Here is a 25,750-nt window from a genome sequence, read left to right on the forward strand (position 1 = left end):
AATCCATCCCTGGAAGCTTGGTGGCGGCATCCATGCCGCCACACGGTCCCGCCCCCGGATGCGACACCCCGCTCTCACGATTTGCGCTCGCTGTTCGACAAGCCAATCTCAGGCGCTGAAATGCGCCTGCGATTTCCTCATCGGCTCGGGCGGGCACTAATGCGCGCCGGCCAGACCGGCATGTCTGGCGCCGGCGTCTCGCGCTACCTTACTCCTGCCGCCCAGGATCCACCGAGATCAAGCGGGTGGCATCCAGCAATGCGGCCGGCAGATGCATGCCGCCGGGTGCGACCAGGTAGCGCGGGCGCCAGGTCGGGGCGAACTTCGACTTGAAGCGACGCAAGCCGCTGAAGCCGTAGAAGCGCTCGCCGTGACGTGCCACCAGGCTGGCGAAGCGGTTCCAGCGTCCGGCCAGGCGGTGCTCTGCCAGCCCCGACAACGGCGCCATGCCCAGCGAGAACCGCGTGTAGCCATTGGCCTGGCCCCACAGGAACAACTCGATGAACAGGAAATCCATCGTGCCCTTCGGCGCCTGTGCGCTATGTCGCATCAGATCCACCGATAGTTCGCCGCCGGCCGGCGCCCACCACACGTTGGCGAATGCCACGATCTGGCCTTCGGCCTCGGCCACTGCCACCGGGAAGCGCCGCAGGTAGTCCGCATCGAAGCTGCCTAGCGAAAAGCCTTTCTCTTCGCCGGCTTTTTCTTCCAGCCACTGCTCCGACACCTCGGCCAGACGCGGCAACACCGCGTCCACCTGTTCGGGTTGCAGCATGCGGAAGCTCAGGCCGCCGCGCTTGCCGCGGTTCCAGGCCTGGCGCAGATCGGCGCGGTCGCGACCCTCCAGGGTGAAACCTTCCAGCGGCACGATCGCTTCTTCGCCCAGCTTGACCAGGGTCAGCCCCATGTCGAGATAGGTCTGCCAGTACTTTTCGCCGACCTGGTAGAAGACCGGGCGCAGGCCCATGTGGTCGGCTTCTTCGCGGAAGCGCCAGATCAACGCGCGTGCCACCTCCGGCGGCCCCACCGGGTCGCCCATCGAGATCAGCGAGCCGCCGTAGCGCTGCATCATCACAAAGCCACGGCCCTGCTCATCAAGCAGGAAGGCCTTGTCGCCGGTCAACGCCAGGCAGGCCTGGGTGTCGGTGCTGATCTCCAGGATCGGTGCCAGCGTCTGCAGCGTCTTTGCATCGGCGGCCGGCATCGGGCGGCGCCCGCCACGTAGCAGGCGCGCCATGCCGAACACGATCACGCCCACGCACAGGATCAGCGCAGCGCGCAGCGCACGCGGCGCATTGGCCGAAGTGGCGAACTGCCACCACAGGTCGTTGCTGTATTCGACATGGCTGTAGACGAAGAACAACAGCCAGAAGGTGGCCACCAGCACCAGGCCCAGGTTGCTCAGCCAGCGCCACGACCAGGCTTCGTCCAGCAGCGCGCCCTGGCGGTAAAACTCGCGGCGTGCGGCCCACAGCGCAACCGCTGCCAGCGCCGCCGACAGCGACACCGAGATATGGCTGCCGCGCAGCAGCGACAGCGGCGGCAGCAGCACGCACACGCCCAGGGCCAGCATCCAGGCCGCATGGCTGCGGCGCTGCAGGCCCTGGCCGATCAGCAGCAGCAGCATGCCGCCCAGGCTGACCAGCAGATGCGATGTTTCGATCAGCGGCAACGGCGCCACTTCCTGGCGCGCGCGGGGCGTTGGCAGGGTGCCGTCGATCACCAGCGCCGCACCCACTGCAAACACTGCCAGCGCCAGAATCTGCGGCAGCCACGGGCGCAGCGCCTTCCACACCGTGCGCGCCGTGCTGGCGCTGGCGCGCACCGGCGCGCCCAGCCCGGAGGCGGCTGCCATCGCCACCGAGATCAGCAACGGCACGATGTAATAGGTCACCCGGTAGGCCAGCGCCGCCGCCAGGACTGCGGCGGGCGTGACATGCGGCAGCAGCTTGAGCAGGCTCCACTCGAACACACCCAGACCGGCCGGCACGGTGGAGATCAGGCCGGCCACCACCGCCACCAGCCAGATGCCGATAAAGCCGAAGTAGCCGGTGCCCGGGTCCGGCGGCAGCAATACGTAGAACGCCGCCGCAGCCAGGCCCAGTTCGACCACGCTGAGCGCGGTGACGCCCAGCACGGTGGTGCGGTCGGGTAGCCAGAACCGGTGGCTGCGGATGCCGAACTCGCGGCCCTGGCGGCCGACCAGCACCAGCATGGCGACATAGCCGACCATCAGGCCGATGCCGGCGATGCGGATGGCCTGGGCGGTGATCGGCAACGCGCGTGCGGCCGCTTCCGGTTCCAGCATCAAGGCCAGGCCAAGCAACACCCATGCGCCGAAGATGAAACCCAGCGTACTCATCAGCACCACCTGGCCGATCTCGGCCAGGGTCAACCCCACGCTGCCGTAGCCGCGCAGCCGCACTGCGCCGCCGGTGAGTGCGGCAAAGCCCAGGGTCTGCCCGACCGCATGCGCCATGAAGGCGGTGATGCCCACCCGCGCCGGATGCAGCCGCTTGCCGGTGCGCTTGAGTCCCACCCAGTCGAAGCCCACCAGGCACGCATAGCTGCTCAAGCCGAGCAGCAGCGTCAGCGCGATCTGCCCCGCGCCCAGCGCACGGAACGCCTGCCGGATCTGGCGATAGCCGTGGTCGGTGAACTGCGAAGACAGCGCATGCAGGGCCATCGCCAGGATCGCCAGGCTGATGATCACCGGCAGGGCGCGACGCCAACCGCTGGCGGGCGTTTCGGAAGACACGGGGGTATCCGTCATGAGGGCAACGGGTTCTGCTGAAAGGGAAGGAGGGCGCATGCACGAGGTGTGCCGCGCGCGCGTCTGCAGTGCATGGGCCGGTGGGGTTGAAGGTGCATGCAGCGTGATCGCGACGGTGCCGACATCAAGTGAACGCGTGGTTCGATCGTGCCGACACAGTGTCGGTGCAGGCCGGCCGCGCGCATCATAGGGCAAAGCCGCACACACGTGCCGCGCGAACAACACAGGACCGCCATGACAGTTGGAAGGCAGACAGGCTGCTGATGCTCCATCAACAGGATTTCCCAACGTTCGCGCACACTGCGCGGACCCGGCCGCCGCGTTGGAGCGGCTACGCCGGCAGCATTGCCGCCGTTTCCGGCGTGGCCTTCATCGGGCTGGTGCTGGTGCTGCAATGGCTGCGTCGCGATCTGTGGTGGGTGGAGGCGCAACTGAGCGCCTATCTGCACGGTCCTCACGGTTTGCTGCTGCGCACCGCTTATTGCCTGCTGGCCGCCAGCATGGCGTGGCTGGCGCTTGGCCTGTACGCGGCGCTGGTGCCGGCCGCGCGCAGCCGCACGGTGCTGGGTCTGTTCTGGATGGCGGCGGTGGGCTTGTGCCTGGTGTCGATCGGCGACAGCTGGATGCCCGAGCTGGCGCCGGAGGCGGCCAAGATGGTGCATGTGCTGTCGGCGGACATGACGTTCCTGTGCGTGATTGCCGCGGTGTTGCTGCAATCGTGGTATCTGCGCCGCGATCCGCTGTGGCGCGCGCAGTTTCCTGCGGCCTTCGTACTCGGCTGCGCGGCGTTTGCGGTGTTGCTGTTCCACGTCACCGTGACCAGCGCGCCGCTGGGCATCAGCCAGAAGATCGCCATCGTGCTGATCGTGGTCTGGATGGTGCGCGCGGGCTCGTGGCTGGCGCACTGCGTGCGCGACGGGGCTGCACGGTTGCCGCATTCGCGGGACAATGCGCGCGTCAATCAACCGTAGGAAGTCTGAAATGCTGCAGCGATTCGATGCGGGTCCGCGTATGTCCGAAATGACCGTCCATGCCGGTGTGTGTTACCTGGCGGGCCAGATTGCCGATGACACCAGCGAAGACATCACCGGGCAGACCCGCCAGGTGCTGGGCGAGATCGACAAGCTGCTGGCGCTGGCGGCCAGCGACAAGACCAAGATCCTGCGTGCGGAAATCTTCCTCGCCGACATCGCCGATTTCGACGGCATGAACGCCGCCTGGGACGAGTGGGTACCGCACGGCTTCACGCCTGCCCGTGCCACCGTCGAAGCGAAGTTGGCGCGGCCGGAGTGGAAGGTGGAAATCGTGATCACCGCTGCGGCGGGCTGATCGCCGGGCGGCGCGCCGATCGCGAGGCGATCGCGCGCGCCGACGTCGTGTCATCTGCGCACCTGCAATCGGCATCGTATTGCAGCGTTGTCCGCACACAGGTGCAATACCCGGTTTGCGCGCCGGCTTGGTCACATCGCCACCGCGCTTGCTGAAGCGCCAGCCTGAGTGAAGCGCCGAGATGACGGCTGCCATGTTTGCAGGCGGCAACCTCGTCACGGCGCGCGCTGCGCGATCAGCGCTTGACGAAGCGGTAATGCGCCACGCCCCATTCGCGGCCCTGGTTGTAGCCGAACAGCTCCGCGCAGGCCAGCCAGAACATGCGCCAGCGCTGCCACCAGCGCTGTGCGTCATCGCCGTAGGTCTGCTTCAGCAGCGGCATGATCTGGTCGCGATGGCGGTCCTGATTTTCCAGCCAGGCATTGGCGGTCTTTTCGTAATGCTCGCCCGACAGCACCCAGCGTTGTTCGATCACCACGTCCTGCTGGAAATGCAGCAAGGTATCGGCCGCCGGCATCAGCCCGCCGGTGAAGAAATGCCGGCCCATCCAGTTGTCTTCGCCGGCCACTTCGAACGGGTAGGCCAGATCGCGGTGGCAGAAGATATGCACGAACAACTTGCCGCCCGGTGCCAGCCAGCTGCCGACGCGCGCGAGCAGCTCGCGGTAGTTACGCATGTGCTCGAACATCTCCACCGACACCACGCGATCGAAGTTGCCCGGCGGCAGCGCCAGCGCGTTGACGTCGGCGGTGATCACCTGCACGTTGCCCAGCCCGCGCACGCGGCACTGCTCCAGAATATGTGCGCGCTGCGGCCGTGAGTTGGAAACCGCAGTGATGCTGGCACCCGGATAGCGCTCGGCCATCCACAGGGTCAACGAGCCCCAGCCGCAACCCAGCTCCAGAATGCGCTGGCCATCGGCCAGTTCGGCGCGTTCGCCATACAGCGCCAGCATGCGCTCTTCGGCCGCATCCAGATCCGGTGTGCTCGCGTCCCAATAGCAGCTGCTGTACTTCAGCCGCTTGCCCAGGCACAGGGTGAAGAACTGCGGCGGCAATTCGTAATGCTGGCGATTGGCCGCGTCGGTTTCGATCGCGATGGCGCTGGCACGCAGGCTGTCGATGAAGGCGCGCTGGCGTTCGCCGTTGGCATCGGCATCGTTGCCGCGCTCATCGCGCAGGCGTTGTGCGCACAGGCGACGGATGCCGTAGCGCAACGCGGCGTCGGGCAACACGCCGGATTCGGCAAGCCGGGTGGCGAAGGATTCTTCGGGCTGCGTGGAGGGCGGGACGGTGACGGTAGACATGCAACTCTCCAGGCAACTCAGGACGAAGGGGGAAGCGGAAAGAACGCGCTGGTGCTGCGCTGATACTGGGCGTAATCCTCGCCACGCGAGCGCAGCGCCTGCTGCTCGGTGTAAGGAATGCCGGTGAAGCGATACAGAAACACGAACATCACCACCGGCCCGAGCGCGCATAGCGCCAGCGGCCACGGGCCGGCACCGACGGCCAGCGCCAGGTAGGCGAACCAGTGCACGAACTCGAAGAAGTAATTGGGGTGGCGCGAATAGCGCCACAGCCCGCTGCGGCAGGTCTTGCCGCGATTGGCCGGGTTGGCCTTGTGCGCCGACAGCTGCCGGTCGGCCAGCGCCTCGCCACCGACCGCGATCAACCACACCACAATCGCGATGGCGCTCCACACGCTCCAGTCGGGATTCGGGTTGCTTGCCGCGGCCAGAAATGGCACCGCAAACAGCACCACCACCACCGCCTGGGCCAGGAAGAAACCGAGGAATTTGCTCTGGCTGCCATTCCAGTGCTCGCGCAACGCGCGGTAGCGGCCATCTTCGTGCGGGTCCCCGAACACGCGTACGCCCAGATGCAGCGCCAGGCGCGCACCCCACACACCGCCAAGCACTGCCACCAGCACGCGCGGCAGCAGCGCACCGTCGGACATCCACGCGCAATACGACGCAGCCACCGCCAGACAGCTCGCCCACAACACATCGACCAGGCCGGCGTTACCGCTGCGGCGTTGCCACAGCCAGCCGATCAGCATCACCCCACTTGCGAACACGCCCACATGCAGCAGCGGCCAGGCATTCATTGCAATTCTCCGGTGATGTGCTCCGGCAATGGTCGCGCCAGCCGGCGTGCATACAGCGACAACACGCCGCAGGCCACGCCCCAGCCGATGCCTACGGCAAGCACGGCGTGCAGGTAGGGCGCCTGAAATTCCACCGCGTGCCAGCTGCGTTGCGCCAGCCAATACGAGAACGGCCCGAAGATGGCGCCGAGCACTACCGCCAGCCACGGCCGCTGCATCACCGCGGCCAGCGAATGATTGAGGGTGAGCGCAAAGCCCAGCCACAACGCCAGGATCCACGGCGGTGCCAGCAGGCTGCCCGGCCATGGCGCGGCGTAGCGCACCCAATTGCCTGCGGCGAGCGTGGTGTCCAGCAACAATCCCAGCGATAACGCCGCGGTCATCAACTGCACATCGCCCGGCGCGCGGCGCGACGGCCACAGCTGATACAGCGCGAATACGGCCAGTGCCAGCAGCGCCGGCCAAGTGCGCGCATGTGCAGCGGCACTGACCGCCACCAGCCACAGCACCTGCAGGCCAAGGTAGTTGCCGAGCTGTTTCATGCGTCGGTGGCAAGGCCTGGCACGAACTGCGGCGGGCGTGCGCCGGGCTTGCTCAGCCACAAATGCACATCGCCGATCGAGCGTTCCAGAAAACCGGCTTCGCAATAGGCCAGATAGAACTCCCACATGCGGATGAAGCGTTCGTCGTAGCCCAGCGCACGCACCTGCGGCAACTGCGCCATGAAGCGTTGCCGCCATGCGCGCAAGGTCAGCGCATAGCTGGGGCCGATATCTTCCAGATTGAACAGGCGCAGATCGCTGGCGCGCGCAACCGCGCCGGTCATCGCCGCCACCGAAGGAATGAAGCTGCCCGGGAAGATATGCCGTTTGATGAAGTCTACCGAGTGCAGGGCCTGTTTATAGCGATGGTCTTCGATGGTGATGGCCTGGATCAGCGCCTCGCCATCGTCGGCCAGCAGGCTGCCGACCTTGGCGAAGTACGTGTTCAGATACTGGTGGCCGATCGCTTCGATCATCTCGATCGACACCACGCGGTCGAAGCGGCCTTCCAGATCGCGGTAGTCGCGCAACAACACCGTCACCCGGTCGCTCAGACCGGCTGCGGCGATACGTTGCGTGGCCAGTTCGAACTGCTCGCGCGAGATGGTGGTGGTGGTGACGCGGCAGCCGTGGGCGCGCGCGGCATGCAGCGCGAAACCACCCCAGCCGGTGCCGATCTCCACCACATGGTGGTGCGGGCCCAGGCGCAGTTTCTGGCAGATGCGTTCGAGCTTGCGCGTGGCCGCTCGCTCCAGCGCCGCTTCGCACTGCGCTTCTTCGCCATCGACGAAGATGGCCGACGAATACATCAGGTTTTCATCGAGAAACAGCTTGAACAGCGGGTTGCCCAGATCGTAGTGCGCGGCGATGTTGCGCCGGCTGCCGCTGCGGGTATTGCGCGCGAACGTATGCAGGCTGCGCATGGCCCAGCCGCCCACACGCGCGGTGCCGGTCTCCATCGCATCCAGCCGCTCGCGGTTGCGCAGCAGCAGCCGCATCAAGGCCACCAGGTCGTCGCACTGCCACTGCCCATCCATGTACGACTCGCCCGCACCGACGCTGCCGTTGAGCGCAGCCTGGCGATAGAAACCGGGGTCGATCACGCGCAGTTGCATGTGCAGGGCATCGGCGCCGGTGGCCGTACCCAGCGTGGTGACTGCGCCGGCTTCATGCAGGCGCAGCTGCCCGTCGCGCAGCTCGCCGAGCGTGGCCAGCAGGCGCTTGCGCAGCAGGCGGTCCGTCCAGGAGGCCGCGCGCGGCGTAGCGTGATCGGGCAGGGACGTAGCGCTCATCGGGGTTCTCGCACAGGCGGGTGAGGGTGGTCGTGGACCGGGTTGCCGCGTAACCACAGGCGCAAGGCCTGCCAGTGAATGGCGATCACCACCCAGACCGTCATCAACGGATAGGCCAGCAAGGTGCGCGCCAGGTTGCGCCCGGTGAGCGGTTGGCGTTGCAGCACCAGGGTGGCGTCGAAGCGGCGCGTGCCGCTGTTGTCGATTGCCCCGCCGGCGTCGTCGCCACTTGCGTCCAGCACATCCATGTGTACGCGCAACTGCGCATCCGGCACGCTGAAGCGCCAGTCGTAGCGGTGCTGCATGCCCATGAACGGCGAGACGTGGAAGCGCTTGTCGAAGCGCCATGCGTGCACATCGCGGTGCGTGCGCGCCTGCGCCACCGGCAGCACATAGGTATGGCGCTGCTGCCAGGGCGTGTTGGTGATTTCCGCCACGATCCAGCGCAGGCCGTCGTGGCGATCGAAGCAGTAGTAGAAGCTGACCGGGTTGAACACGTGGCCGAAGTAGCGCAGATGGGTCAATAGCCGAATCGCACCCTCCGGGCGCTCGCCGGTGTGCGCCTGCACGCAATCGCGTACCGCCTGATCCAACGGAACCTGCGCATCGCCCAGGTAATCGCTACGCCGGAACTGCGCCAGGTTGGCGCGCCCCACCGACCATAACCAACGCTGTGCGAATACCTGATCCAGCTCGGACAGGTCCAGGTACATCAGGAACAGGCGATAGCGGAAATGCAGCGCCTTGGGCAGGAATCGGCGATGCCGCACCCAGCCGGTGTAGATCGCGCTGCGCAACGGAGCCGCCACGCGGCCGGCACCGCTGCCCTCGGTGGGAGGCAACGGCACTGCGTCGGTGTGGGCTTCGCGCAGCAGCTGCATTACCAGTGCACCCCCAGGCCATGCGCAACGTCCACGCCGCTGCGCAGGCCGTCTTCGTGAAAGCCGAAGCCCCACGCCGCGCCGGCAAACCAGGTGTGCTGCACGCCCTGGATTTCGGCCTTGCGCGTCTGCGCAGCCAGTGCGGCCGCGTTCTGTACCGGGTGGCGATAGCGCATGCGCCGCAGCACTTTACCGGGGTCGATATCGTGGTCGCGGTTGAGGCTGACGATGAACGGCTGCGGCGAAGCGATCGACTGCAATGCGTTCATCCAGTAACTCACCGTGCACGCCGCGTTCGGGTCTACCGGCACGTGCGCGTTCCATGCGGCCCAGGCGCGCTTGTCGCGCGGCAGCACGCTGGCGTCGGTATGCAGCACGGTGTCGTTGTCCTGGTAGGTGATGCCGCCAAGGATCTGCTGTTCGGCAGGCGTGGCATCGCTGAGCAAAGCCAGCGCATCGTCGGCATGGCAGGCCAGCACCACATGGTCGAAATGTTCTTCGCCACGCAACGAACTCAAGGTCACGCCGTTGGGCGCGCGGCGGATCGAGTGCACCGGCGTGGACAGGCGTTCGATCACCTGCCAACGCCGCCGCAGCGCACGCACATAGCTGTTGGATCCGCCACGCACCACCTGCCACTGCGGGCGACCGCTGAGTTGCAGCATGTGGTGATTGGCCATGAAGCCGATCAGCTGGCCCATCGGGAATTCGAGAATGATCTGCGAGGGCGACGACCACAGCGCCGAGGCCATCGGTACCAGATGCTGGTCGCGAAACGCCTCCGAATAGCCGTGCCGCTGCAGGTAGGCGCCCAGCGTGCTGAAGCGCTCATCGCTGTGCAGCACCGCCGGTGCCTGGCGATAGAAGCGGCGCAGGTCGGCCAGCATGCCCCAGAAGCGCGGGCTGAGCAGATTGCGCGGCTGGCAGAACAAGCCGCTCAGGCTGCCGGCGTTGTATTCCAGCCCGCTGCGCGCATCGTGCACCGAAAAGCTCATCGTGGTTGGCTGCGCACACACGTCCAGCTCGGCAAACATGCGCGTGAGCAGCGGATAGTGCTGCGGGTTGAACACGATGAAGCCGCTGTCCACCGCGTAACGCTGGCCCTCCAGCTGGATGTCGTGGGTATGCGTGTGCCCGCCAAGGTAATCCGACGCTTCGAACAAGGTCACTTCATAGCGCCGCGACAACAGCCACGCCGCGCCGAGGCCGGCGATTCCGCTGCCGACCACGGCAATCCTGCCTTCGCTCATTGCCTCACCCGCTCGGCACGCTGGGTGAGCATCTTCGGCATCGGCTTGAGATCCCACACCAGCCCCACCCACGACATTACGGTGAGCCCGTACCAGGTCATGTCGTATTCCCACCAGCGCAGGCCCTGGCGCGCGGAGCCGGGGAAGAAATGGTGATTGTTGTGCCAGCCTTCGCCGAAGGTGAGCAGCGCCAGCAGCCAGTTGTTGCGGCTATCGTCGCGCGTGTCGAAACGCCGGCTGCCGAAGCGATGGGCGAGCGAGTTGATGGTGAAGGTGGCATGGAATAACGCCACGGTGGAAATCACAAAGCCCCACACCAGCAACTGCGCGCCATTGGTCTTCAAGGCCGGTGCCGCATCGGCCAGCCAGTCGCCGAGCAGGTACAGGCCCAGCGCCAACAGCACCGGCATCACGATGTCGAAGCGGTCCAGAAAGCGCAGTTCGGCAAAGCGGCGCAGGTCGGGAATCACCTCCCAATCGGTGCGGAAATTACGCGGTGTCAGGAACCAGCCTGTGTGGCTCCACCAGAAGCCGTGCTGCGCCGGCGAATGCGGGTCGCGGCCGGTGTCGGTATGCCGATGATGGTTGCGGTGATGCGCCGCCCACCACAACGGCCCACGCTGCACGCAGGTGGCTCCGATTGCAGCGAACACGAACTGCAGCACCCGCGAGGTCTTGAACGCGCGGTGCGAGAAGTAGCGGTGGTAAAACCCGGTGAGCGCGAACATGCGCAGCGCGTACAGCGCCACCGCCATGCCCACCGCAAACCACGACGCACCCACCCAGAACACCGCCAGGCAGGCCAGGTGCAAGGCAATGAAGGGAAACGCACGCAGCCAGTCGATGCGGTCGGCGCGCGCTTCGTCCAGGGGCTCGTCGGTTTGCGAATCCACCCAGCGACGCAGGCTGCCGATACGGGCTGCCACACCGCCACGCGGTGGCGCGGTGGCGGGCTGAGGCGTTGCGGCGTGAGGGTCGAGTCCAGTGCTCGGCACGCGTGATTCTCCGTGTGTAGTCGTGGCCTTTTACGGACGCTGCCGGCAAACAGATGCACCAGGCCGCTTGATCGTCGCATGCATGGGCGGGGTTCGCTTGTCGTGGCGAATGAATCGCGCAGTTGCGCACACATTGCCTGCGCCAGCTGACGCTGACGCGGATGAGGCTGATAGCAGGAACGCCGCGCTTGCCAAGCGCTCGCAAGCACGGTCAGGAGTGCTGGGTCAGGGCGCCATCGCCAGCGTGCTGATGCCGCCCTTGGCCACCACGGTGCCGGTGGCAACGCCACCCGGTGCGCCGCCCGGCGGTTCCAGCGTGACGGCCAGGATCGCCTCGTTGCTGAGCATGGGCATCAGCTGATCGGGAATCTGCGCGCGGCGTGCGCGTTGATCGTCGAACGTGCCCATCGAATGCGCCTTGCCATCGGGCGTGATCAGCCACAGCTCCGGCACCTTGTCGGCGGTGGCGGTGCGGTCCAGTGGCGTCACCGTGATGGTGTGCTCGTCGGCATCCATCAGGGCCACGTAACCGGGGCGACCGTCTTCGGTCGCCAGCGTCGAGGTCATGGCGATCCCGGTCGCGGCCGGCGGGTTGGTGGCAGGCGGCGGGGTGACCGGGGTCTGCACCATCGGGCCGGTTGCCGGTGGCTGCACCGCTGCCTGCGGCGTGCGCAGGTTGAGCAAGGCGAGCACGCATACCGCCGCAGTGGCCAGGCCACCGGCGCTGGCCCAGCGCCAGAACCGCACGCTGTTCCACAACGGCGCGGTGGGTGCGGTGGCGGTAGAAGGCGCTGCAGACGACACCGCGCGCAAGGGCGCATCGAAGCCCAGCGTCTGGCGCACGCGTGCCCACACCTGATCCGGCGGCGTCACTGCTGCGATCTCTTCCAGCAACGGCGCCAGCAATTCCTGCCACTGCAGCACTGCCTGGGCAAACTGGCCGTCGGTGGCAATGCGTTGTTCGGCCGCCAGGCGCTCGTCTGCGCTCAGCAGGCCAAGCACGTATTCGCCGGCAAGCACGTCGCGCGGCGGTTCCTGGTCGATGGGGAAGGGCGTACTCATCGTTCCAGACAGGCCTTGAGTTTGGCCAGACCACGGCGGATCCAGCTTTTGACCGTGCCGATCGGCGTGTCGGTGCGCGCGGCGAGTTCTTCGTAGGTGATGCCTTCGAAAAACGCAGTGCGGATCAACTCGCTACGCGGCGGTTCCAGCTCGGCCAGGCAATGGTCGATGCGCCGGCGCGTGCTGGCGCGCTCTGTGCGCTCCAGCGGTGAGGCGTCGCTGGCGCGCAGTTCGCCGGCATCTTCCAGCGCAACATTGCGACGCTGCGGCGCGTTGGCGCGCAGATGGTCGATCGCCTTGTTGCGCGCGATCATCGCCAGCCAGGTGAGCCCGCGTGCGCGGCTCGGGTCGAACTGCCCGGCCTTGTGCCAGATCAGCGTGAACACGTCCTGCAGCACCTCTTCGGCTTCAGCGCGTTGCGGGATCATGCGCAGGCACACGCCGAACAGCTTGGGCGAGGTCTGCCGGTACAGCGCTTCGAAGGCATGCCGGTCGCCGCCCGCGGTTGCGGTCAGCAGGCGTCCGGTCTCATCGTCGTCGTGGCCAGGAATGGCACTCATGCGGTCGGGCGTTGGGTAAGGTGGGGGCGATGCTACCGGAGTGCGCAGGCGCTGTCTGTCACTTGCGCAGCCACAACAGCACCGCGGCGAGCAACAACAGGATCTCGACACCGGCAAGTGCGACAGTTGGCGCCGAAACCGGCCACAAGCGCGACAGCGAGACGCTGCGGAACAGCACGATCGGCACGTAGAACGCCAATGCGACCACCAGGCCGGTGCGGGCTTGATCGATCCATGCGAAATAGCCGAACAGGAACGCCATGCCCAACTGCAGGCCGCCGTAGATGACCAGATATTCGGATTGCCCGGCCGGCGAGAGCTGGGTATAGCCCACTGCCGTTGCGGTCTTGGCCGGCGAGAGCGTGCACCACACCGCCAGGGCGAAGTAAAGCACTGCATTGATCCAGAGATAGGCTTTTGCCACGACGGTGCTCCTGTGCGGGGAATGGGTGCCCGGGCCGTTGTACGCAACGGCGCGTGGTCGAACGTGAAGATGACGCGCGCGCGGCTCACGGGGCGCTGCACGACTTGGTCAGCGGCTGCTCGCGCGCCTGGCGCAACTCGTCGGCGCTGGCGGCGCGCGCAGCGGTGTCCGGAAAGACGATGCGCACGTGCGGGTAGCGGCCACGTTCGTCGCGAAGATTGCCGACCCCGCGGAATTCCAGCAGACGCTTGTCGGCAATCGAATAACGCACCTCCAGCGATGGCACCGCCGCCCCATACCAGGCATCCAGACCAATGCGGAAACGCCGCTGCCCGGCCGTGTCATCCACGCGTTCGACACGGAACGCCAGTTGCTTCTGCAGACTTGGCAACACGAAATCCACCTTTTGCGGTGCGCTGGCCACGGCATCCCACTGCTTGCGCAGATAGGCGTCGAACCCGGCATCGATCACGCGCGCGCCGGCGCTGGGCGGCAGCGTGGTGCGGCGTTCGGGTTTGCCCGGCGCGAGCTGGAACATTTCGCGCACGCCATCGCGCTGGCGCACCCCTTCGCGGTAGCCATCGCGTCCATCGATCAGGCTGAAGTCGGGCGAGGCGCCACCGCCGTCGACCTGCTTGCGCGCGAACGGCCGCCCGTCCACGCAGCGGTACAGCACCAGCCGCCCGCCGTCGTCGAGCAGCCAATGCGATTCGCGATACCGCAATGCGCCACTGTCGCCATCGAAGGCATCGCCATCCACCCGCGTCACTGCCGCGGCACCGAGCGGCAGGCTACCCAGCACCAGCAGCAGCAACGGCGGGGTCGGCCGGCAACGGACGGCGAGCGCGGTGAGGGCAGCGGCTAGTGGGCGCATCGGCAGATCCTCGATGGAAGTGCATACCAATACGGGCACGACCGCAGCATGGATGCGCGGGATGCGTCAGGACGTTCCTGACGTCGAGGTGCGCTGGGTGGCTAACGTAGATGGCCAGGAAGGCGCTGGCGGCAGGCGGTGATGGCACCGATGGGGCCGGCGGCAGCGTTGGGTGCGCCGGCTCGGGTGATCTTGCTGCGCTGCGCCACGGTAGTGGCCGCGCAGGCGTCCACGGATTGCGCTATCGCTTTTGAATGCCGCGCTTAACCGACTGCGTGCAGCTCGATGCAATCGACCGGGCAGGCCGGCAGACACAGTTCGCAACCGGTGCACAGCGGCGCGATCACCGTGTGCATATGCTTGGCGCCGCCGACGATCGCATCCACCGGGCAGGCCTGGATGCACTTGGTGCAGCCGATGCAATCGGCTTCCACGATCCAGGCCACCTGCGGCAAGGTGTGGGTGCCGCGCGTGCGGTCGTACGGGCGCGCCGGCACCTGCAGTACCTGCGCCAATGCACGTGCACCGGCATCGCCGCCGGGCGGGCAGTGGTCTACGTCTGCAAGCCCATCTGCCATCGCCTGCGCATACGGGCGGCAGCCGTCATACCCGCATTGCCCGCATTGGGTTTGCGGCAGCAGGCGGTCCAGGCGTTCGACCAGATCCCGGGCAGGCGTGGTCATCAGTGCAGCGGATTGCCGCGATACCAGCGCTGCTGCGCTAGCGCGAGCATCGGTCTGTCTTCACGGCTGTCGCCGTAGGCGTGCACGCAGGCGTATGCAGGCAGGTCGTAACGTGCCGTGATCTGCGCCGCCTTGTGTGGACCGCAATCGCCATCGGCATAGCGCCCGGTCAACACGCCTGCAGCGTGTTCCAGCCGATTGCAGATCAGCGACACCCCGTGCTGCGTACACCACGGTTGCAGATACAGATCCAGCGAGGCCGACACCAGCACCACCTCATGTCCCTGCGCCTGATGCCAGTCGATGCGCTGCATCATCTCGGCACGCAACACGCCCGGGAGTACGGTGCGCGCGTAATCGGCGCCATGCGCGACCATCTCGTCCAGCGCGCGGCCACCGAAGACCAGGCGCGTCACGCGGGCGCGCAAGGCCGCTGCAGACACAATGCCCATGCGATAGCCAAGCACCCAGGGACCGACCTGCCACTTTGCCGTTGCCACCTGCGTCGGAGTCGCCACCTTGCGCAGAAAGCGCGCGTAGGTGTCGCAGGTGGTGATGGTGTGGTCGAAATCGAACAGGGCCAGGTGCATGGGGGCTGGGATTGGGGATTGGGGATTGGGGATTGGGGATTCGTGGGAGTCGGGGCGGGAGTCGGTTCGGTAGCGAGAGTCGGGGAGGGCGCTGTATTTCTCGGGCCAATCCGTTTTTTCCCTTCTCCCTGTGGGAGAAGGTGCCCCGCGGGGGCGGATGAGGGTACGGGCGAAGCCACGTGCAGTTGCACGTCCACGCGTGGCTTCGCCCCGTACCCTCACCCCAACCCCTCTCCCGCAGGAGAGGGGCCTAGCCTCTTGCTTCTCCCACCGGGAGAAGGTGCCCCGCAGGGGCGGATGAGGGTACGGGCGAAGCACTCGTGTCAGGTCTCCCTCAACAATCAGGTCTTGCTTTTACGAATCCCCAATCCTGCCTCACCGCACCGGCATTCCCGGCTGCGCGCCGCTATCGGCATCCAGCAGCGCCAGTGCGCCACCGTCGAAGCCGGCCGACAGGATCATGCCTTCGCTGATGCCGAAGCGCATCTTGCGCGGGGCCAGGTTGGCGATGAACACCACGCTGCGGCCGACCAGCGTTTCCGGTTCGCCGTAGCTGGCGCGGATGCCCGAGAAGATCTGGCGCTTGCCCAGCTCGCCAGCGTCCAGTTCGAAGCGCAGCAGCTTGTCCGAGCCTTCCACGAACTCGCAGACCAGCACCTTGCCGATGCGCAGGTCGAGCTTGGCGAAATCGTCGATGCCAATAAGACCTGCACTCGAGACGGACGTAGGGGGATTGGCCGGCGCAGCCGCTTTTGCATCGGTTTTTGCCGCCTTTGCAGCGCTGGCAGTGGTTACAGCCGGTGCGGCAGGCGCGGCGAGGGTGTCTTTGGAAGCGTCGGTCATGGCGTCGATCAGTTTGGGGTCGATACGGGTGAACAGGGCGGTGTAGGGCTGGATCGTGTGCGAGGTCAGTGGGCGGGTCACATCTTCCCAACTGGTCATCGGCGCAGACAAAAACGCCTCGGCCTCGGCGCAGGTGCGCGGCAGGATCGGCTTGAGCGCAGCCACCAGGATGCGGAACAGATTCAGCCCCTGCGTGCACACCGATTGCAGCTGCGCATCGGCGCCGTCCTGCTTGGCGATCACCCACGGCTTGCTGTCGTCGATGTACTTGTTGGCCTCGTCGGCCAGCGCCATGGTCTGACGGATCGCACTGGCGGCATCGTTACGTTCGTAAGCCTCGCGGATCGGCGCCAGTGCGGCGACGAAGCGGTCGTACTGCGCAGCATCGGGTAACGACTCGGCCAGCTTGCCGTCGAAGCGCTTGCCGATGAAGCCGGCGCAGCGGCTGGCCAGGTTGACGAACTTGCCGACCAGATCCGCGTTCACCCGCGTTACGAAGTCGCCCAGGTTGAGGTCCAGGTCGTCCACGCCGCCGGAGGATTTGGCCGCGAAGTAATAACGCAGCGCTTCCGGCTCCAGGCCGACATCCAGGAACGTCCGCGCCATCACGAAGGTGCCGCGCGATTTGGACATCTTGGCGCCATCGACCATCAAATAGCCGTTGACGTGCAGCCGCGTCGGCGCGCGATGGCCGGTGCCGTGCAACACCGCTGGCCAGAACAGGCCGTGGAAATTGACGATGTCCTTGCCGATGAAGTGATGCAGCTCGGTTTGCGTACCGGCGACCAGATGCGATTCAAAATCTTCGCCCATCTGCGCGCACAGCGTCTTGAAGCTGCACAGATAGCCGATCGGCGCATCCAGCCAGACGTAGAAATACTTGCCCGGCTGGCCGGGAATCTGGAAGCCGAAATACGGTGCATCGCGCGAGATGTCCCACGCGCGCAGGCCGCCTTCGGTGTCCAGCCACTCCTTGAGCTTGGCCTTGACACCGGGCAGCGCCACGTCGTCAGCGAGCCACTGCCGCAGGAAGCCGTCGAAATGACCGACTTCGAAAAAGAAATGCTCCGAATCGCGCAGCTCCGGGGTGGCGCCGGAGATCACCGACTTGGGCTCTTTCAGCTCGGTCGGCGCATAGGTCGCACCGCACACTTCGCAGTTGTCGCCGTACTGGTCGGCGCTGCCGCAGTTGGGGCAGATGCCCTTGATGTAGCGGTCCGGCAGGAACATGCCCTTGGCCGGGTCGTAGAACTGCGCCACCGAGCGACGGCTGATATGGCCGGCGGCTTCCAGCTTGGCGTAAAAGGCTTCGGTAAGCTCGCGGTTGACCGGCGAATTGGTCGAGTCGTAATGGTCGAAGGTCACCCCGAACGCGGCGAAATCGCGCTCGTGGCTGGCCTGGATGCTGGCGATGAAGGCTTCCGGGGTCACGCCGGCCTTTTCGGCGGCCAGCATGATCGGTGTGCCATGGGTGTCGTCGGCGCAGACGAACCAGGTCTTGTCGCCGCGCAACCGGCGCGCGCGCACCCAGATATCGGCCTGGATATAGCCGACCAGATGGCCAAGATGCAGCGGGCCGTTGGCGTACGGCAGGGCAGTGGTGACGAGTGCGGTGCGGGTCATGGCAGGCGTGATGCGGGGGACACGCGATTATCGCACGGCTGTGCCAGCTGCCCGCCAACGTCCCGGGGCACGGCTGCAGTGCCGGCGACCGGACCCCTTTACCAGGCCCGGTCGCCGGCAGTCCTTAGAACCGGTGGTTCAGGGTCAGCATGTAGCGACGGCCCAGCCCGTCATACACGAAAGGAAACGCCGCCAGCTTGTCGGTCACGTTCAATGCCGCCAGGTTGAGGCTGGTGTGGCTGTCGAGCGCATAGCCCACATTGGCGTCGTAGGACGTAAAGCTGGGGATGCCTGCAAAGTCGCGTGTCTCGACCGTGTTGTTGAGGTCATACACCGCGCCGCTGGTGTAGTTGGCGCTCAGGCCGAGATTCCAGTGCGTACTCATGTAGCGCGCATTCCACTGGAATTGCCGCTTCGAGGTGTTGATCTCGCCAACCGCTTCGTCGGGCGGAACATCCTGTGCCGGCGCGCTTTCCAGGGTCTTGGGGAAGTAGCCGTAGAAACCCAGATCCACCACACCACTGCCCCAGTTCATGTCGGCCAGATCAAACCGATAGTTCACCTCGGCAGTCCAACCGCGGAAGTTGGTGTACGGGCCGTTGGTATAGCTGGTGCGGATACTGTTGGCGACACCGGTTTGCGGGTTTCGCGTGATCAGGCTGCAGAAGCTGTTGGCATTGGGCACATCGTTGACGTTGAAGGTATCGCTATCGAAGCAGCCTGAGGCGATGTCCGCTTCGGTCAGCGTGGTAATCGAGTTGGTGATCTGGATGTCGTACCAGTCCGCTGCGATACGCAGGCCCTTGATCCATTCCGGCTGCAGCACGATGCCGGCCGTCCACGATTCGGCCTGCTCGTTCTGCAGGCGCGTATTGCCACTGACCGACCCAAGCTGGCTGCTGGGTGCCTCTTCAAACGATGCCGGGTCGACGTTGCTGTAATAGTCGAAGAAGGCCTGGCAGTTGCGTGCCCGCACGTCCGGGCGGGGACCGCTGCCGATCTGTGCTGCGCTGCACGGCTCGGGGATGAAGTAGAACGCCGGTTGCTGGCTGGTGTAGAGCTCGGCGATGGACGGTGCGCGGAACGAGCGGGTCTTGTTGCCGCGCAGCTGCACGCCGGCAACGGGCTCGTATTGCAGCCCGTAGGTGTAGGCACTGAACCACCCGTTGACAGTGTTTTCAACCCGACGGATCTTGCCGGTTACATCCAGCCGGTGCAGGCCAGGAATATTGGCATCCGGATTGACCAAGGGCGCAAAAATCTCGCCGAAATACTCGTTGGTGGTGTACTCGCCGGAGGCCGGCTGGATCGGAACCGAGCGCCCCTGACCCAGGCGTTCGAACTCGCTGGGCGTGAAGCTGCCCTGTTCCTTGCGGCGCTCGTAGCCGGTATTGAAACGCAGTTCGCCGCCCGGCAGGTCCAGCAGCGCGCCGGTGATATTGGCGTTGAACACGGTCTGCTTCATTTGCGCTTCTGCATGCGTCGGCGTGGTGACGTAACCGCGTGCGGCCGATGAGGCGACACCTTCGCCGAAGATGTTCAATGGAACGCACGCCGGGTCGGCGGTGGTCCCGGCAGCCGTACTGTCGCAGACGATCTGGCCTGCACCGTTACGGGTGACGTTGAGCGCATTGATGAAGTTCTGCTGGATCAGTCCGGTGCCGTAATAATCGAAGTTGCCTTCGCCGTGATTGACGCTCGCCTCCCAGGTGAAGTTGCGACCTGCCGCATCGAACGCACCTTGCAGGCCGAAGACCGCGCGCCACAGGTTGGTGTCGGTGCCCGAGTTGTTCAAGGCCAGATCGCGTGAGGAGCGTGAAAGTACAAAGTCTTCTGCACCCAGGTTGCGCAGCACCTGCCGGTTTTGTTCGGTGAGGAACGGGTTGTTGATGTTGAAGTTCAAGGTGCCGCTCTGGTCACCGCTACCGTCGACGGCTCCCACGCCGAAGCCGGCGGCGTTATAGACGTTCTGATCAATCAGTTCGCGTGCAGTCGAAGAGTAGAACGAAGCTTCGAAAAAGCCGGAGACGTGCTCGTTGAAGTCGTAATTGCCGAGGGCAAACACCGACTTGCGATCCAGGTCGGAAATGATCTGGGATGTTTCGGTCAGATCGACGCCGTCACCGCCGGAGGCATCGCTGACTCCGAAATTGGTGCCGGGGTTGTAGCTCACCAGGTTGCCATTGCGATCGAATTGCACGAACTGATCTTCGTTGCCGCCGAATCCGCGCAGCTGCCCGCTGGCATCGCGCACTGTGCCCCCGTCGGCGGGAAACAACAGGCCCCCCCAGGTCATGTCGCTGATACGACGATTGCGGATCAGAACGCGCCCGGGGATGCCGTCGTTTGCGCCGGTATTGAACCCGGTTTGCGGGTTTACCCGGCCGTCGTTGCCAGGCGTCCGGCCCGGCTGAAATGCCGCGATCGCGCTGGCCGACGGGTTGGGGCGGGATGAGTAGCCTTGGCGAAAAAATCTGCGCGCGGTATTGAGGACGCCCTGGCTGTTGTCGGCATCCAATGCGATGGTCACGTTACCGCGGCCGTCGGCAAAATTGCTGCCGAGCAGCGCTGAATAGTTGAAACGCTCGTTGTCGCCGCGGTCGGTGAGGCCATACCCCATGCGCACCTCGGCACCCTGGTAGTTCTTCCTCAGGAGGATGTTGCTGACGCCGGAGATTGCATCCGAGCCGTAGGTCGGAGCGCCGCCCACGCCGATGGTCTCGACCTGATCGATCAGGATCGTCGGGACAACATTGAGATCGACCTGGGTGCCGCCGCCATCGGGACCGAAGACGGTTGGAGGATTGGAGGAAACGAAGCGACGGCCGTTGATCAGGGTCAGTTGGCGATTCGAGCCCAGACCGAAGCGGCCCAGAAAGTTGACGCCCGCACCATAGCCTGATTGGTCGCCTTGCGAGGACGCGCCCGCGCTGAAGCTGGGCTGGATGAACATCGCATCGGCCACATTCGTAAAGCCGAAGCCCTGGATGTACTCGCGGCCAACAACGTTGGCCGGCTCCAACGAATCGAACCCGACACGGGCAATGCGTGAGCCGGTCACCATGACGCTATCGAGCTGCTTTGCCTCTCCCCCGGCACTGGCCTGGTCGGATGCGGGCGTCGTAGGGGCCTCGTCCGTCTGCGCCTGTGCAGTGGTGGCGGCCACCAGTGCAGACATCAGGGCAAGACTCAGCGAGCTGGCGCGTGGCCAACGTGTGCAATTACTCATGGAATGGCTCTCTCCTCTAGCGGGCAGCGGTCATGTCGCAAAGGCATGATCAGCGGATGAATTCCTGGGATATGTTTACCCCTTGTTAATTCATGCACGGTTGTGATCGCTTTTGCAACGCCTCCGTCTGCATTTGCTACGTATTGGGCGCGCTGACTTCGTTTTATCGCCACCTAGCCTGCCAGGCGCAGTCGATGGCACAAGTTGAAGATGAAGTCAGCAGTTCCGGGCGAAGACGAGAGTCGCCGCCGTGGGCTCTCGCGAGTTGTAGACCGCAGGAGGGTTCGCGCAGCAGACCAAGCAGGTAGGTCTCGCGTGCTGCACAGATAACGAAAGGGGGGGGCGATTACGCAGCGCGCGGTGACCTCCTTCGATAATGGGAGGCCGTCGCTTACGGCTCGCCTGCGGCGCAAACGGGGATGGTGGCGCATTGCACGCCACCATTGGCCATCGCATGTGCTGGTTACTCACGCACCCAGGTCTGGGTACGGCCCAGCGCTTCGATGCCGACGTAGCCGCGCATCTGCAGCTTCTTGCCACCGTCGGTGAGGGTGATCTTGGACTTGTAGGTCTTGCCCTTGGCCGGGTCGAGCACCGAGCCGCCGCTCCACACCGCGGTGCCGTCGGGCTTGAGGCCCCACAGGATGGTCATGCCCTTGATCGGCTTGCCCTTGAGCGCGCCATCGCACTTGTCGCAGACCGGGTTGGGCCCCTTGGCCGACTGCAAAATCTCGACCACCTTGCCGCTCAGCGTGCCATTGGCGGCCTGCTCGATCTGCACCACCGACTTGGGCTTGCCGGTTTCATCGTCGATGGTGGTCCAGCGGCCCACCGGCGAATCGGCGGCCTGCGCCATCAGCGAGGCAGCCGCCAGCGGCAATGCCAGCATCAGGGTCTTGAAAGTCTTGCGCATGGTTCCCCTCCCAGGGATTGCTAGGGCCACCGTCGGCGGCCTGATCGCGAATGTATACCGTGGAGTATGGTGTGGGAAAGACGCAACGTTCAGTTTGAGGCAGCGCAGCGGGATGCCGGGGACGTTTGCTCCGCCGTCAGGCGCGTTCTTCCTTGCTGGATGACGATGCGAGAGACGTCCACTTCGCATTCGGGCCCACGTGAAAGGATTGTCGCAACATAGTCCTGGCTTGCTTGCGGAACGATGCTGCGACTCGCGGTACACAGCGGTGTGTTCACCGAGCAGCGGTTATCCATACAGCCACCTAGCGATGGCAACAGAGTGATCGGCTCGCCCGCACGAAGATGCGCTTCGGTCACAAAGCGTCCTCCGCTGACAGCGACGGCGGGAATGCCGATCTCTTGCCCGGCACCCGTGCCGAACGGACGAGGCCGTGAGCTTGGTGCAATACCCGCGCCCTGTTGGTGCAGTTGTTGGTGGTCAGGCTTCGACGACGCTGCGGCGAGGCGACGCCACTTGATCGCTAGCGGCCGCGTCTTCCTTGGCTTAAGCCCCGCAGCCGACATTGCAAGCGTCGAGGTTAGGTTGTTCTAACCGTACGCGCTCCTTTCCTGCACGGGCGGCGACTGCTACAGCACGTTCTAACCGACTTCGTACAATTCCAGCGGCAACGCATCCGGGTCGGCGAAGAAGGTGAATCGGCGGCCGGTGTATTCGTCGATACGGATGTCTTCGGTCACCACGCCGTGTGTGTTGAGATGCGCGATGGCGGCATCCAGGTCTTCGACGCGAAACGCGAGATGACGCAGGCCGCGCGCTTCCGGGCGGCTGGGGCGCAAGGGCGCGTTGGGGAACGAGAACAGCTCGATTTGCCCGCCATCGGGCAGTGCCAGATCCAGCTTCCACGAATCGCGTGCCTGCCGGTAATGCTCGTCGATCACGCGCAGGCCCAGAATCTCGCAATAGAACTGCTTGGACACTGCGTAGTCGCCCGCGATGATCGCCACGTGGTGGATGCCGGCAAGCATCATGCCGCGCTCCGAAGAAGCGCTGTCGGCAGGCTCGATGCCGACGTGTTCGGCCACGTGCCGCGCGTGCAGCGCATGCGCGCGTGCGCGACTGAAAGCGCAGCGCGGTCAGCGATGTCCGTGCAGGTTGCGCTGTGCGCAGTTGGCACGTGCCCGGGCAAGCCCGCGGCAACAAGGCTGCGTGTGGATGTCTGCAACGCTGGATGGCGATGGTGTGGCATGGGGATGGCCGGCAAGAACCACCCATCAGCATAACGGTCCGCTGGTGAGCGGCAGGCCAGTGCGTGGCAGGTCATGCGTCACAGCTCGCCTGCCTGTGGCTGGGCTCGCCTGTGCGCGCATGGCAGGATGGAGTTCCTCCGATCAAACATACCCATGCCCGAGCCCGCGTCCACCACCGCACCGCAGTTCCAGCGCAGCATGCAGGTGCGCCACCTGGTGATGCTGTCGCTGGGCGGCGTGATCGGCACCGGCTTGTTCTTCAACACCGGCTACATCATCGCCAGCACCGGCGCGCTGGGCACAGTGATCGCCTACCTGATCGGTGCGCTGGTGGTGTATCTGGTGATGCAATGCCTGGGCGAGTTGGCGGTGGCGATGCCGCAGACCGGCGCCTTCCATGTGTATGCCGCGCGTTACCTGGGGCCGGCGACAGGTTATGTGGTGGCATGGCTGTACTGGCTGACCTGGACGGTGGCGCTGGGATCGAGCCTGACCGCAGCGGCGTTCTGCATGCAGTACTGGTTTCCGCATAGCCCGGCGTGGCCGTGGTGCCTGCTGTTTTGCGCGCTGATCTTTGGCTTGAACACGGTGTCGGCGCGCTGGTTTGCCGAAGGCGAGTTCTGGTTCTCGTTGATCAAGGTGATCACCATCCTGGTGTTCATCGTGCTGGGTGGTGCGGCGGTGATCGGCGTGCTGCCGTTGGCCGATGGCTCGTCCGCACCCGGGCTACGGCATCTGCGTGCCGAGGGCTGGTTTGCGCACGGCACGCTGCCGATCCTGATGACGATGGTGGCGGTGAATTTCGCGTTTTCCGGCACCGAGTTGATCGGTGTGGCCGCCGGCGAAACCGCGCAGCCGGCGCGCGCGATTCCGTTGGCGATCCGCACTACGCTGGTGCGGTTGGTGGTGTTGTTCGTGGGCACCGTACTGGTGCTGGCGGCGCTGCTTCCCGCCGAACAGGCGGCAGTGGAGACCAGCCCGTTCGTGCGCGCATTCGAACTGTTGGGCATCCCTTACGCAGCGGATATCTTGAACGCAGTGATCCTTGCCGCAATCCTGTCGGCGGCCAATTCCGGCCTGTACGCGGCCGCGCGCATGCTGTGGTCGTTGGCCAACGAAGGCACCTTGCCGGCGGGCCTGGCGCGTTTGACAGGCCGCGGCATTCCGCTGCGCGCGGTCTCGCTGAGCATGCTGGGTGGCTTGCTGGCGCTGTTGACCGGCGTGTATGCGGCCGACACCGTGTTCGTTGCGATCTCGGCAGTCTCGGGGTTTGCGGTGGTGGTGGTGTGGTTGAGCATCTGCGCTGCGCACTACCGCTTTCGTCGCCAGCTGTTGCGCGATGGCAGTGCGCTGGAAACGCTGGCGTATCGCGCGCCGTGGTATCCGTGGACGCCGATCCTGGGGTTTACGCTGTGTCTGCTGGCCTGTGCCGGCCTGGCATTCGATCCGCAGCAGCGCATCGCGTTGTGGTGCGGCATTCCGTTCGTGGCGCTGTGCTACGGCGCTTACGCATTCACCCAATGGCTTGCGGCCCGGAGACTGCACGCATGACGATTCTTCCACGTCGGCCGCGCGCCGATGCGCCTTTCAGCCAGGCGTTGCAGCACGACGGTTATGTGCTGCTGGATGGCGCACTGGCCACCGAGCTGGAACAGCGCGGCTGCGATCTCAACGATGCGCTGTGGTCGGCGCGCGTGCTGATGGAGCAGCCGGAGTTGATCTATCAGGTGCATCGCGATTACTTCGCTGCCGGCGCGCAATGCGCGATCACCGCCAGTTATCAGGCCACCCCGTTGGGGTTCGCAGCGCGCGGGCTGGATCTGGCGCAGGCGCAGGCGTTGATCGCACGCAGTGTGGCGCTGGCGCTGCAGGCGCGTGCCGATCATCTGCAGGCGCAGCCGCAGGCCGGGCCGTTGTGGGTGGCAGGCTCGGTGGGGCCGTATGGCGCGTATCTGGCCGATGGCTCGGAATATCGCGGCGACTACGTGCTGCCGGTCGAGCAACTGATGGACTTCCATCGCCCGCGCATCGCTGCCTTGGCTGAGGCCGGGGTGGATCTGCTGGCCTGCGAAACGCTGCCGTCGGCGAGCGAAATCGTGGCATTGCGGCAATTGCTGGAAGAGGAATTTCCGCAGCTGCACGCGTGGTTTTCCTTCACCCTGCGCGATGCGGCGCACCTGAGCGATGGCACGCCGCTGGCGCAGGTGGTGCCCGCCCTGGATGCCTGCGCGCAGGTAGTCGCGGTCGGCATCAACTGTATTGCGCTGGACCAGGTGACGGCGGCATTGCACAGCCTGTCGGCGCTGACCGCATTGCCAATGGTGGTGTACCCCAATTCCGGCGAGCACTACGACGCCACAGACAAGCGCTGGCATGCCGGCCATGGGGCGGCGCTGACGTTGGCCGACCAGCATGCGCAGTGGCTGGCTGCCGGCGCGCGCCTGATCGGTGGCTGCTGCCGCACCACGCCGCGCGATATCGCCGCACTGGCGGCCGCGCGTGCGGTGGACTGAACGTGTCCAACAACGCGT

Annotated in this window: 22 protein-coding genes and 1 pseudogene; 4 read left to right on the top strand and 19 right to left on the bottom strand. The window is 65.5% G+C overall.

All coding sequences use genetic code 11. The features are described 5' to 3' along the window. Positions 1-208: 208 nt before the first annotated feature. On the bottom strand, positions 209-2,773 hold the full coding sequence (gene mprF, locus A7D16_RS07745) for a bifunctional lysylphosphatidylglycerol flippase/synthetase MprF (RefSeq protein WP_064631407.1): 2,565 nt from the start codon (positions 2,771-2,773) through the stop codon (positions 209-211). Positions 2,774-3,036: 263 nt separating this feature from the next. Here mprF and A7D16_RS07750 point away from each other — a divergent pair, with 263 nt between their 5' ends. Together A7D16_RS07750 and A7D16_RS07755 are read left to right on the top strand one after the other, a co-directional pair. Then, positions 3,037-3,744 carry a DUF998 domain-containing protein gene (locus A7D16_RS07750; protein ID WP_064631463.1) on the top strand — a complete coding sequence of 236 codons (708 nt, stop codon included), beginning with the start codon at positions 3,037-3,039 and terminating at the stop codon, positions 3,742-3,744. A gap of 10 nt (positions 3,745-3,754) precedes the next feature. Next, a complete protein-coding gene (locus tag A7D16_RS07755) occupies positions 3,755-4,102 on the top strand; it encodes a RidA family protein (RefSeq protein WP_064631409.1) in 348 nt (115 codons plus the stop codon). Positions 4,103-4,337: 235 nt separating this feature from the next. Here the strand turns inward: A7D16_RS07755 and A7D16_RS07760 are convergent, their stop codons facing one another. From A7D16_RS07760 to gloA2, 18 genes and pseudogenes are all read right to left on the bottom strand, one after another. Next, positions 4,338-5,408, bottom strand: a complete 1,071-nt coding sequence (locus A7D16_RS07760) for an SAM-dependent methyltransferase (RefSeq protein ID WP_064631411.1) — start codon at positions 5,406-5,408, stop codon at positions 4,338-4,340. Between the two features lie 17 nt (positions 5,409-5,425). Beyond that, positions 5,426-6,208 carry a DUF1295 domain-containing protein gene (locus A7D16_RS07765; protein WP_064631413.1) on the bottom strand — a complete coding sequence of 261 codons (783 nt, stop codon included), beginning with the start codon at positions 6,206-6,208 and terminating at the stop codon, positions 5,426-5,428. Further along, positions 6,205-6,750, bottom strand: coding sequence for a DUF2878 domain-containing protein (locus A7D16_RS07770; RefSeq protein ID WP_064631415.1), 546 nt, complete (start codon positions 6,748-6,750; stop codon positions 6,205-6,207). The genes A7D16_RS07765 and A7D16_RS07770 overlap by 4 nt, the downstream gene beginning before the upstream one ends. Continuing rightward, positions 6,747-8,042, bottom strand: a complete 1,296-nt coding sequence (locus A7D16_RS07775; protein ID WP_064631417.1) for an SAM-dependent methyltransferase — start codon at positions 8,040-8,042, stop codon at positions 6,747-6,749. The genes A7D16_RS07770 and A7D16_RS07775 overlap by 4 nt, the downstream gene beginning before the upstream one ends. After that, on the bottom strand, positions 8,039-8,923 hold the full coding sequence (locus A7D16_RS07780; RefSeq protein ID WP_064631419.1) for a DUF1365 domain-containing protein: 885 nt from the start codon (positions 8,921-8,923) through the stop codon (positions 8,039-8,041). Before A7D16_RS07780 ends, A7D16_RS07775 begins: the two co-directional genes overlap by 4 nt. Continuing rightward, positions 8,923-10,173, bottom strand: coding sequence for an NAD(P)/FAD-dependent oxidoreductase (locus A7D16_RS07785; RefSeq protein WP_064631420.1), 1,251 nt, complete (start codon positions 10,171-10,173; stop codon positions 8,923-8,925). Before A7D16_RS07785 ends, A7D16_RS07780 begins: the two co-directional genes overlap by 1 nt. Beyond that, the gene (locus tag A7D16_RS07790) at positions 10,170-11,168 is read right to left on the bottom strand and encodes an acyl-CoA desaturase (protein WP_064631422.1); all 999 of its coding nucleotides are present in this window, start codon (positions 11,166-11,168) and stop codon (positions 10,170-10,172) included. Before A7D16_RS07790 ends, A7D16_RS07785 begins: the two co-directional genes overlap by 4 nt. 225 nt (positions 11,169-11,393) lie before the next feature. Further along, complete coding sequence (locus tag A7D16_RS07795; protein WP_064631424.1) at positions 11,394-12,230, bottom strand: anti-sigma factor; 837 nt, start codon at positions 12,228-12,230, stop codon at positions 11,394-11,396. Beyond that, a complete protein-coding gene (locus A7D16_RS07800; RefSeq protein WP_064631426.1) occupies positions 12,227-12,790 on the bottom strand; it encodes a sigma-70 family RNA polymerase sigma factor in 564 nt (187 codons plus the stop codon). The genes A7D16_RS07795 and A7D16_RS07800 overlap by 4 nt, the downstream gene beginning before the upstream one ends. 58 nt (positions 12,791-12,848) lie before the next feature. Continuing rightward, positions 12,849-13,214, bottom strand: coding sequence for a hypothetical protein (locus A7D16_RS07805; protein ID WP_064631427.1), 366 nt, complete (start codon positions 13,212-13,214; stop codon positions 12,849-12,851). 85 nt (positions 13,215-13,299) lie between these two features. Then, positions 13,300-14,088, bottom strand: coding sequence for a hypothetical protein (locus A7D16_RS07810; protein WP_064631428.1), 789 nt, complete (start codon positions 14,086-14,088; stop codon positions 13,300-13,302). 263 nt (positions 14,089-14,351) lie between these two features. Then, positions 14,352-14,771, bottom strand: a complete 420-nt coding sequence (gene rnfB / locus A7D16_RS07815; protein ID WP_064631430.1) for an Rnf electron transport complex subunit RnfB — start codon at positions 14,769-14,771, stop codon at positions 14,352-14,354. Beyond that, a complete protein-coding gene (locus A7D16_RS07820) occupies positions 14,771-15,361 on the bottom strand; it encodes an HAD family hydrolase (protein WP_064631432.1) in 591 nt (196 codons plus the stop codon). The genes rnfB and A7D16_RS07820 overlap by 1 nt, the downstream gene beginning before the upstream one ends. 375 nt (positions 15,362-15,736) lie before the next feature. After that, positions 15,737-17,827, bottom strand: a complete 2,091-nt coding sequence (gene metG / locus A7D16_RS07825) for a methionine--tRNA ligase (RefSeq protein ID WP_064631434.1) — start codon at positions 17,825-17,827, stop codon at positions 15,737-15,739. Positions 17,828-17,951: 124 nt separating this feature from the next. After that, positions 17,952-21,056, bottom strand: coding sequence for a TonB-dependent receptor domain-containing protein (locus A7D16_RS07830; protein ID WP_064631437.1), 3,105 nt, complete (start codon positions 21,054-21,056; stop codon positions 17,952-17,954). Positions 21,057-21,519: 463 nt separating this feature from the next. Further along, positions 21,520-21,969 (bottom strand): DUF2147 domain-containing protein, encoded by a 450-nt coding sequence (locus A7D16_RS07835; protein WP_064631439.1) that lies wholly within the window; start codon positions 21,967-21,969, stop codon positions 21,520-21,522. 89 nt (positions 21,970-22,058) lie between these two features. Then, positions 22,059-22,430, bottom strand: a pseudogene (locus A7D16_RS23720) (hypothetical protein); the annotation flags it as partial. 180 nt (positions 22,431-22,610) lie between these two features. Next, complete coding sequence (gene gloA2 / locus A7D16_RS07845; protein ID WP_064631465.1) at positions 22,611-23,000, bottom strand: SMU1112c/YaeR family gloxylase I-like metalloprotein; 390 nt, start codon at positions 22,998-23,000, stop codon at positions 22,611-22,613. A gap of 372 nt (positions 23,001-23,372) precedes the next feature. Between gloA2 and mmuP the strand changes: the two genes are divergently transcribed. Both mmuP and mmuM read left to right on the top strand, forming a co-directional pair. Beyond that, positions 23,373-24,770 (top strand): S-methylmethionine permease, encoded by a 1,398-nt coding sequence (mmuP, locus tag A7D16_RS07850; RefSeq protein WP_064631441.1) that lies wholly within the window; start codon positions 23,373-23,375, stop codon positions 24,768-24,770. After that, positions 24,767-25,732, top strand: a complete 966-nt coding sequence (gene mmuM / locus A7D16_RS07855; RefSeq protein ID WP_064631443.1) for a homocysteine S-methyltransferase — start codon at positions 24,767-24,769, stop codon at positions 25,730-25,732. Before mmuP ends, mmuM begins: the two co-directional genes overlap by 4 nt. The last annotated feature ends 18 nt before the right edge of the window (positions 25,733-25,750 follow it).

It is taken from the genome of Xanthomonas nasturtii (genome assembly GCF_001660815.1).
In the GTDB taxonomy this organism is placed as follows: domain Bacteria; phylum Pseudomonadota; class Gammaproteobacteria; order Xanthomonadales; family Xanthomonadaceae; genus Xanthomonas; species Xanthomonas nasturtii.

Bases quoted from the DNA above. Each gene is read 5' to 3' on its own strand.
- A7D16_RS07755 (WP_064631409.1), top strand. From the start codon at position 3,755: ATGCTGCAGCGATTCGATGCGGGTCCGCGTATGTCCGAAATGACCGTC.
- A7D16_RS07780 (WP_064631419.1), bottom strand. From the start codon at position 8,923: ATGCAGCTGCTGCGCGAAGCCCACACCGACGCAGTGCCGTTGCCTCCC.
- rnfB (WP_064631430.1), bottom strand. From the start codon at position 14,771: ATGACCACGCCTGCCCGGGATCTGGTCGAACGCCTGGACCGCCTGCTG.
- A7D16_RS07835 (WP_064631439.1), bottom strand. From the start codon at position 21,969: ATGCGCAAGACTTTCAAGACCCTGATGCTGGCATTGCCGCTGGCGGCT.
- metG (WP_064631434.1), bottom strand. From the start codon at position 17,827: ATGACCCGCACCGCACTCGTCACCACTGCCCTGCCGTACGCCAACGGC.
- A7D16_RS07800 (WP_064631426.1), bottom strand. From the start codon at position 12,790: ATGAGTGCCATTCCTGGCCACGACGACGATGAGACCGGACGCCTGCTG.
- mmuP (WP_064631441.1), top strand. From the start codon at position 23,373: ATGCCCGAGCCCGCGTCCACCACCGCACCGCAGTTCCAGCGCAGCATG.
- A7D16_RS07810 (WP_064631428.1), bottom strand. From the start codon at position 14,088: ATGCGCCCACTAGCCGCTGCCCTCACCGCGCTCGCCGTCCGTTGCCGG.
- A7D16_RS07760 (WP_064631411.1), bottom strand. From the start codon at position 5,408: ATGTCTACCGTCACCGTCCCGCCCTCCACGCAGCCCGAAGAATCCTTC.
- A7D16_RS07765 (WP_064631413.1), bottom strand. From the start codon at position 6,208: ATGAATGCCTGGCCGCTGCTGCATGTGGGCGTGTTCGCAAGTGGGGTG.
- gloA2 (WP_064631465.1), bottom strand. From the start codon at position 23,000: ATGATGCTTGCCGGCATCCACCACGTGGCGATCATCGCGGGCGACTAC.
- A7D16_RS07830 (WP_064631437.1), bottom strand. From the start codon at position 21,056: ATGAGTAATTGCACACGTTGGCCACGCGCCAGCTCGCTGAGTCTTGCC.
- A7D16_RS07750 (WP_064631463.1), top strand. From the start codon at position 3,037: ATGCTCCATCAACAGGATTTCCCAACGTTCGCGCACACTGCGCGGACC.
- mmuM (WP_064631443.1), top strand. From the start codon at position 24,767: ATGACGATTCTTCCACGTCGGCCGCGCGCCGATGCGCCTTTCAGCCAG.
- A7D16_RS07785 (WP_064631420.1), bottom strand. From the start codon at position 10,173: ATGAGCGAAGGCAGGATTGCCGTGGTCGGCAGCGGAATCGCCGGCCTC.
- A7D16_RS07775 (WP_064631417.1), bottom strand. From the start codon at position 8,042: ATGAGCGCTACGTCCCTGCCCGATCACGCTACGCCGCGCGCGGCCTCC.
- A7D16_RS07770 (WP_064631415.1), bottom strand. From the start codon at position 6,750: ATGAAACAGCTCGGCAACTACCTTGGCCTGCAGGTGCTGTGGCTGGTG.
- A7D16_RS07820 (WP_064631432.1), bottom strand. From the start codon at position 15,361: ATGCACCTGGCCCTGTTCGATTTCGACCACACCATCACCACCTGCGAC.
- A7D16_RS07795 (WP_064631424.1), bottom strand. From the start codon at position 12,230: ATGAGTACGCCCTTCCCCATCGACCAGGAACCGCCGCGCGACGTGCTT.
- mprF (WP_064631407.1), bottom strand. From the start codon at position 2,773: ATGACGGATACCCCCGTGTCTTCCGAAACGCCCGCCAGCGGTTGGCGT.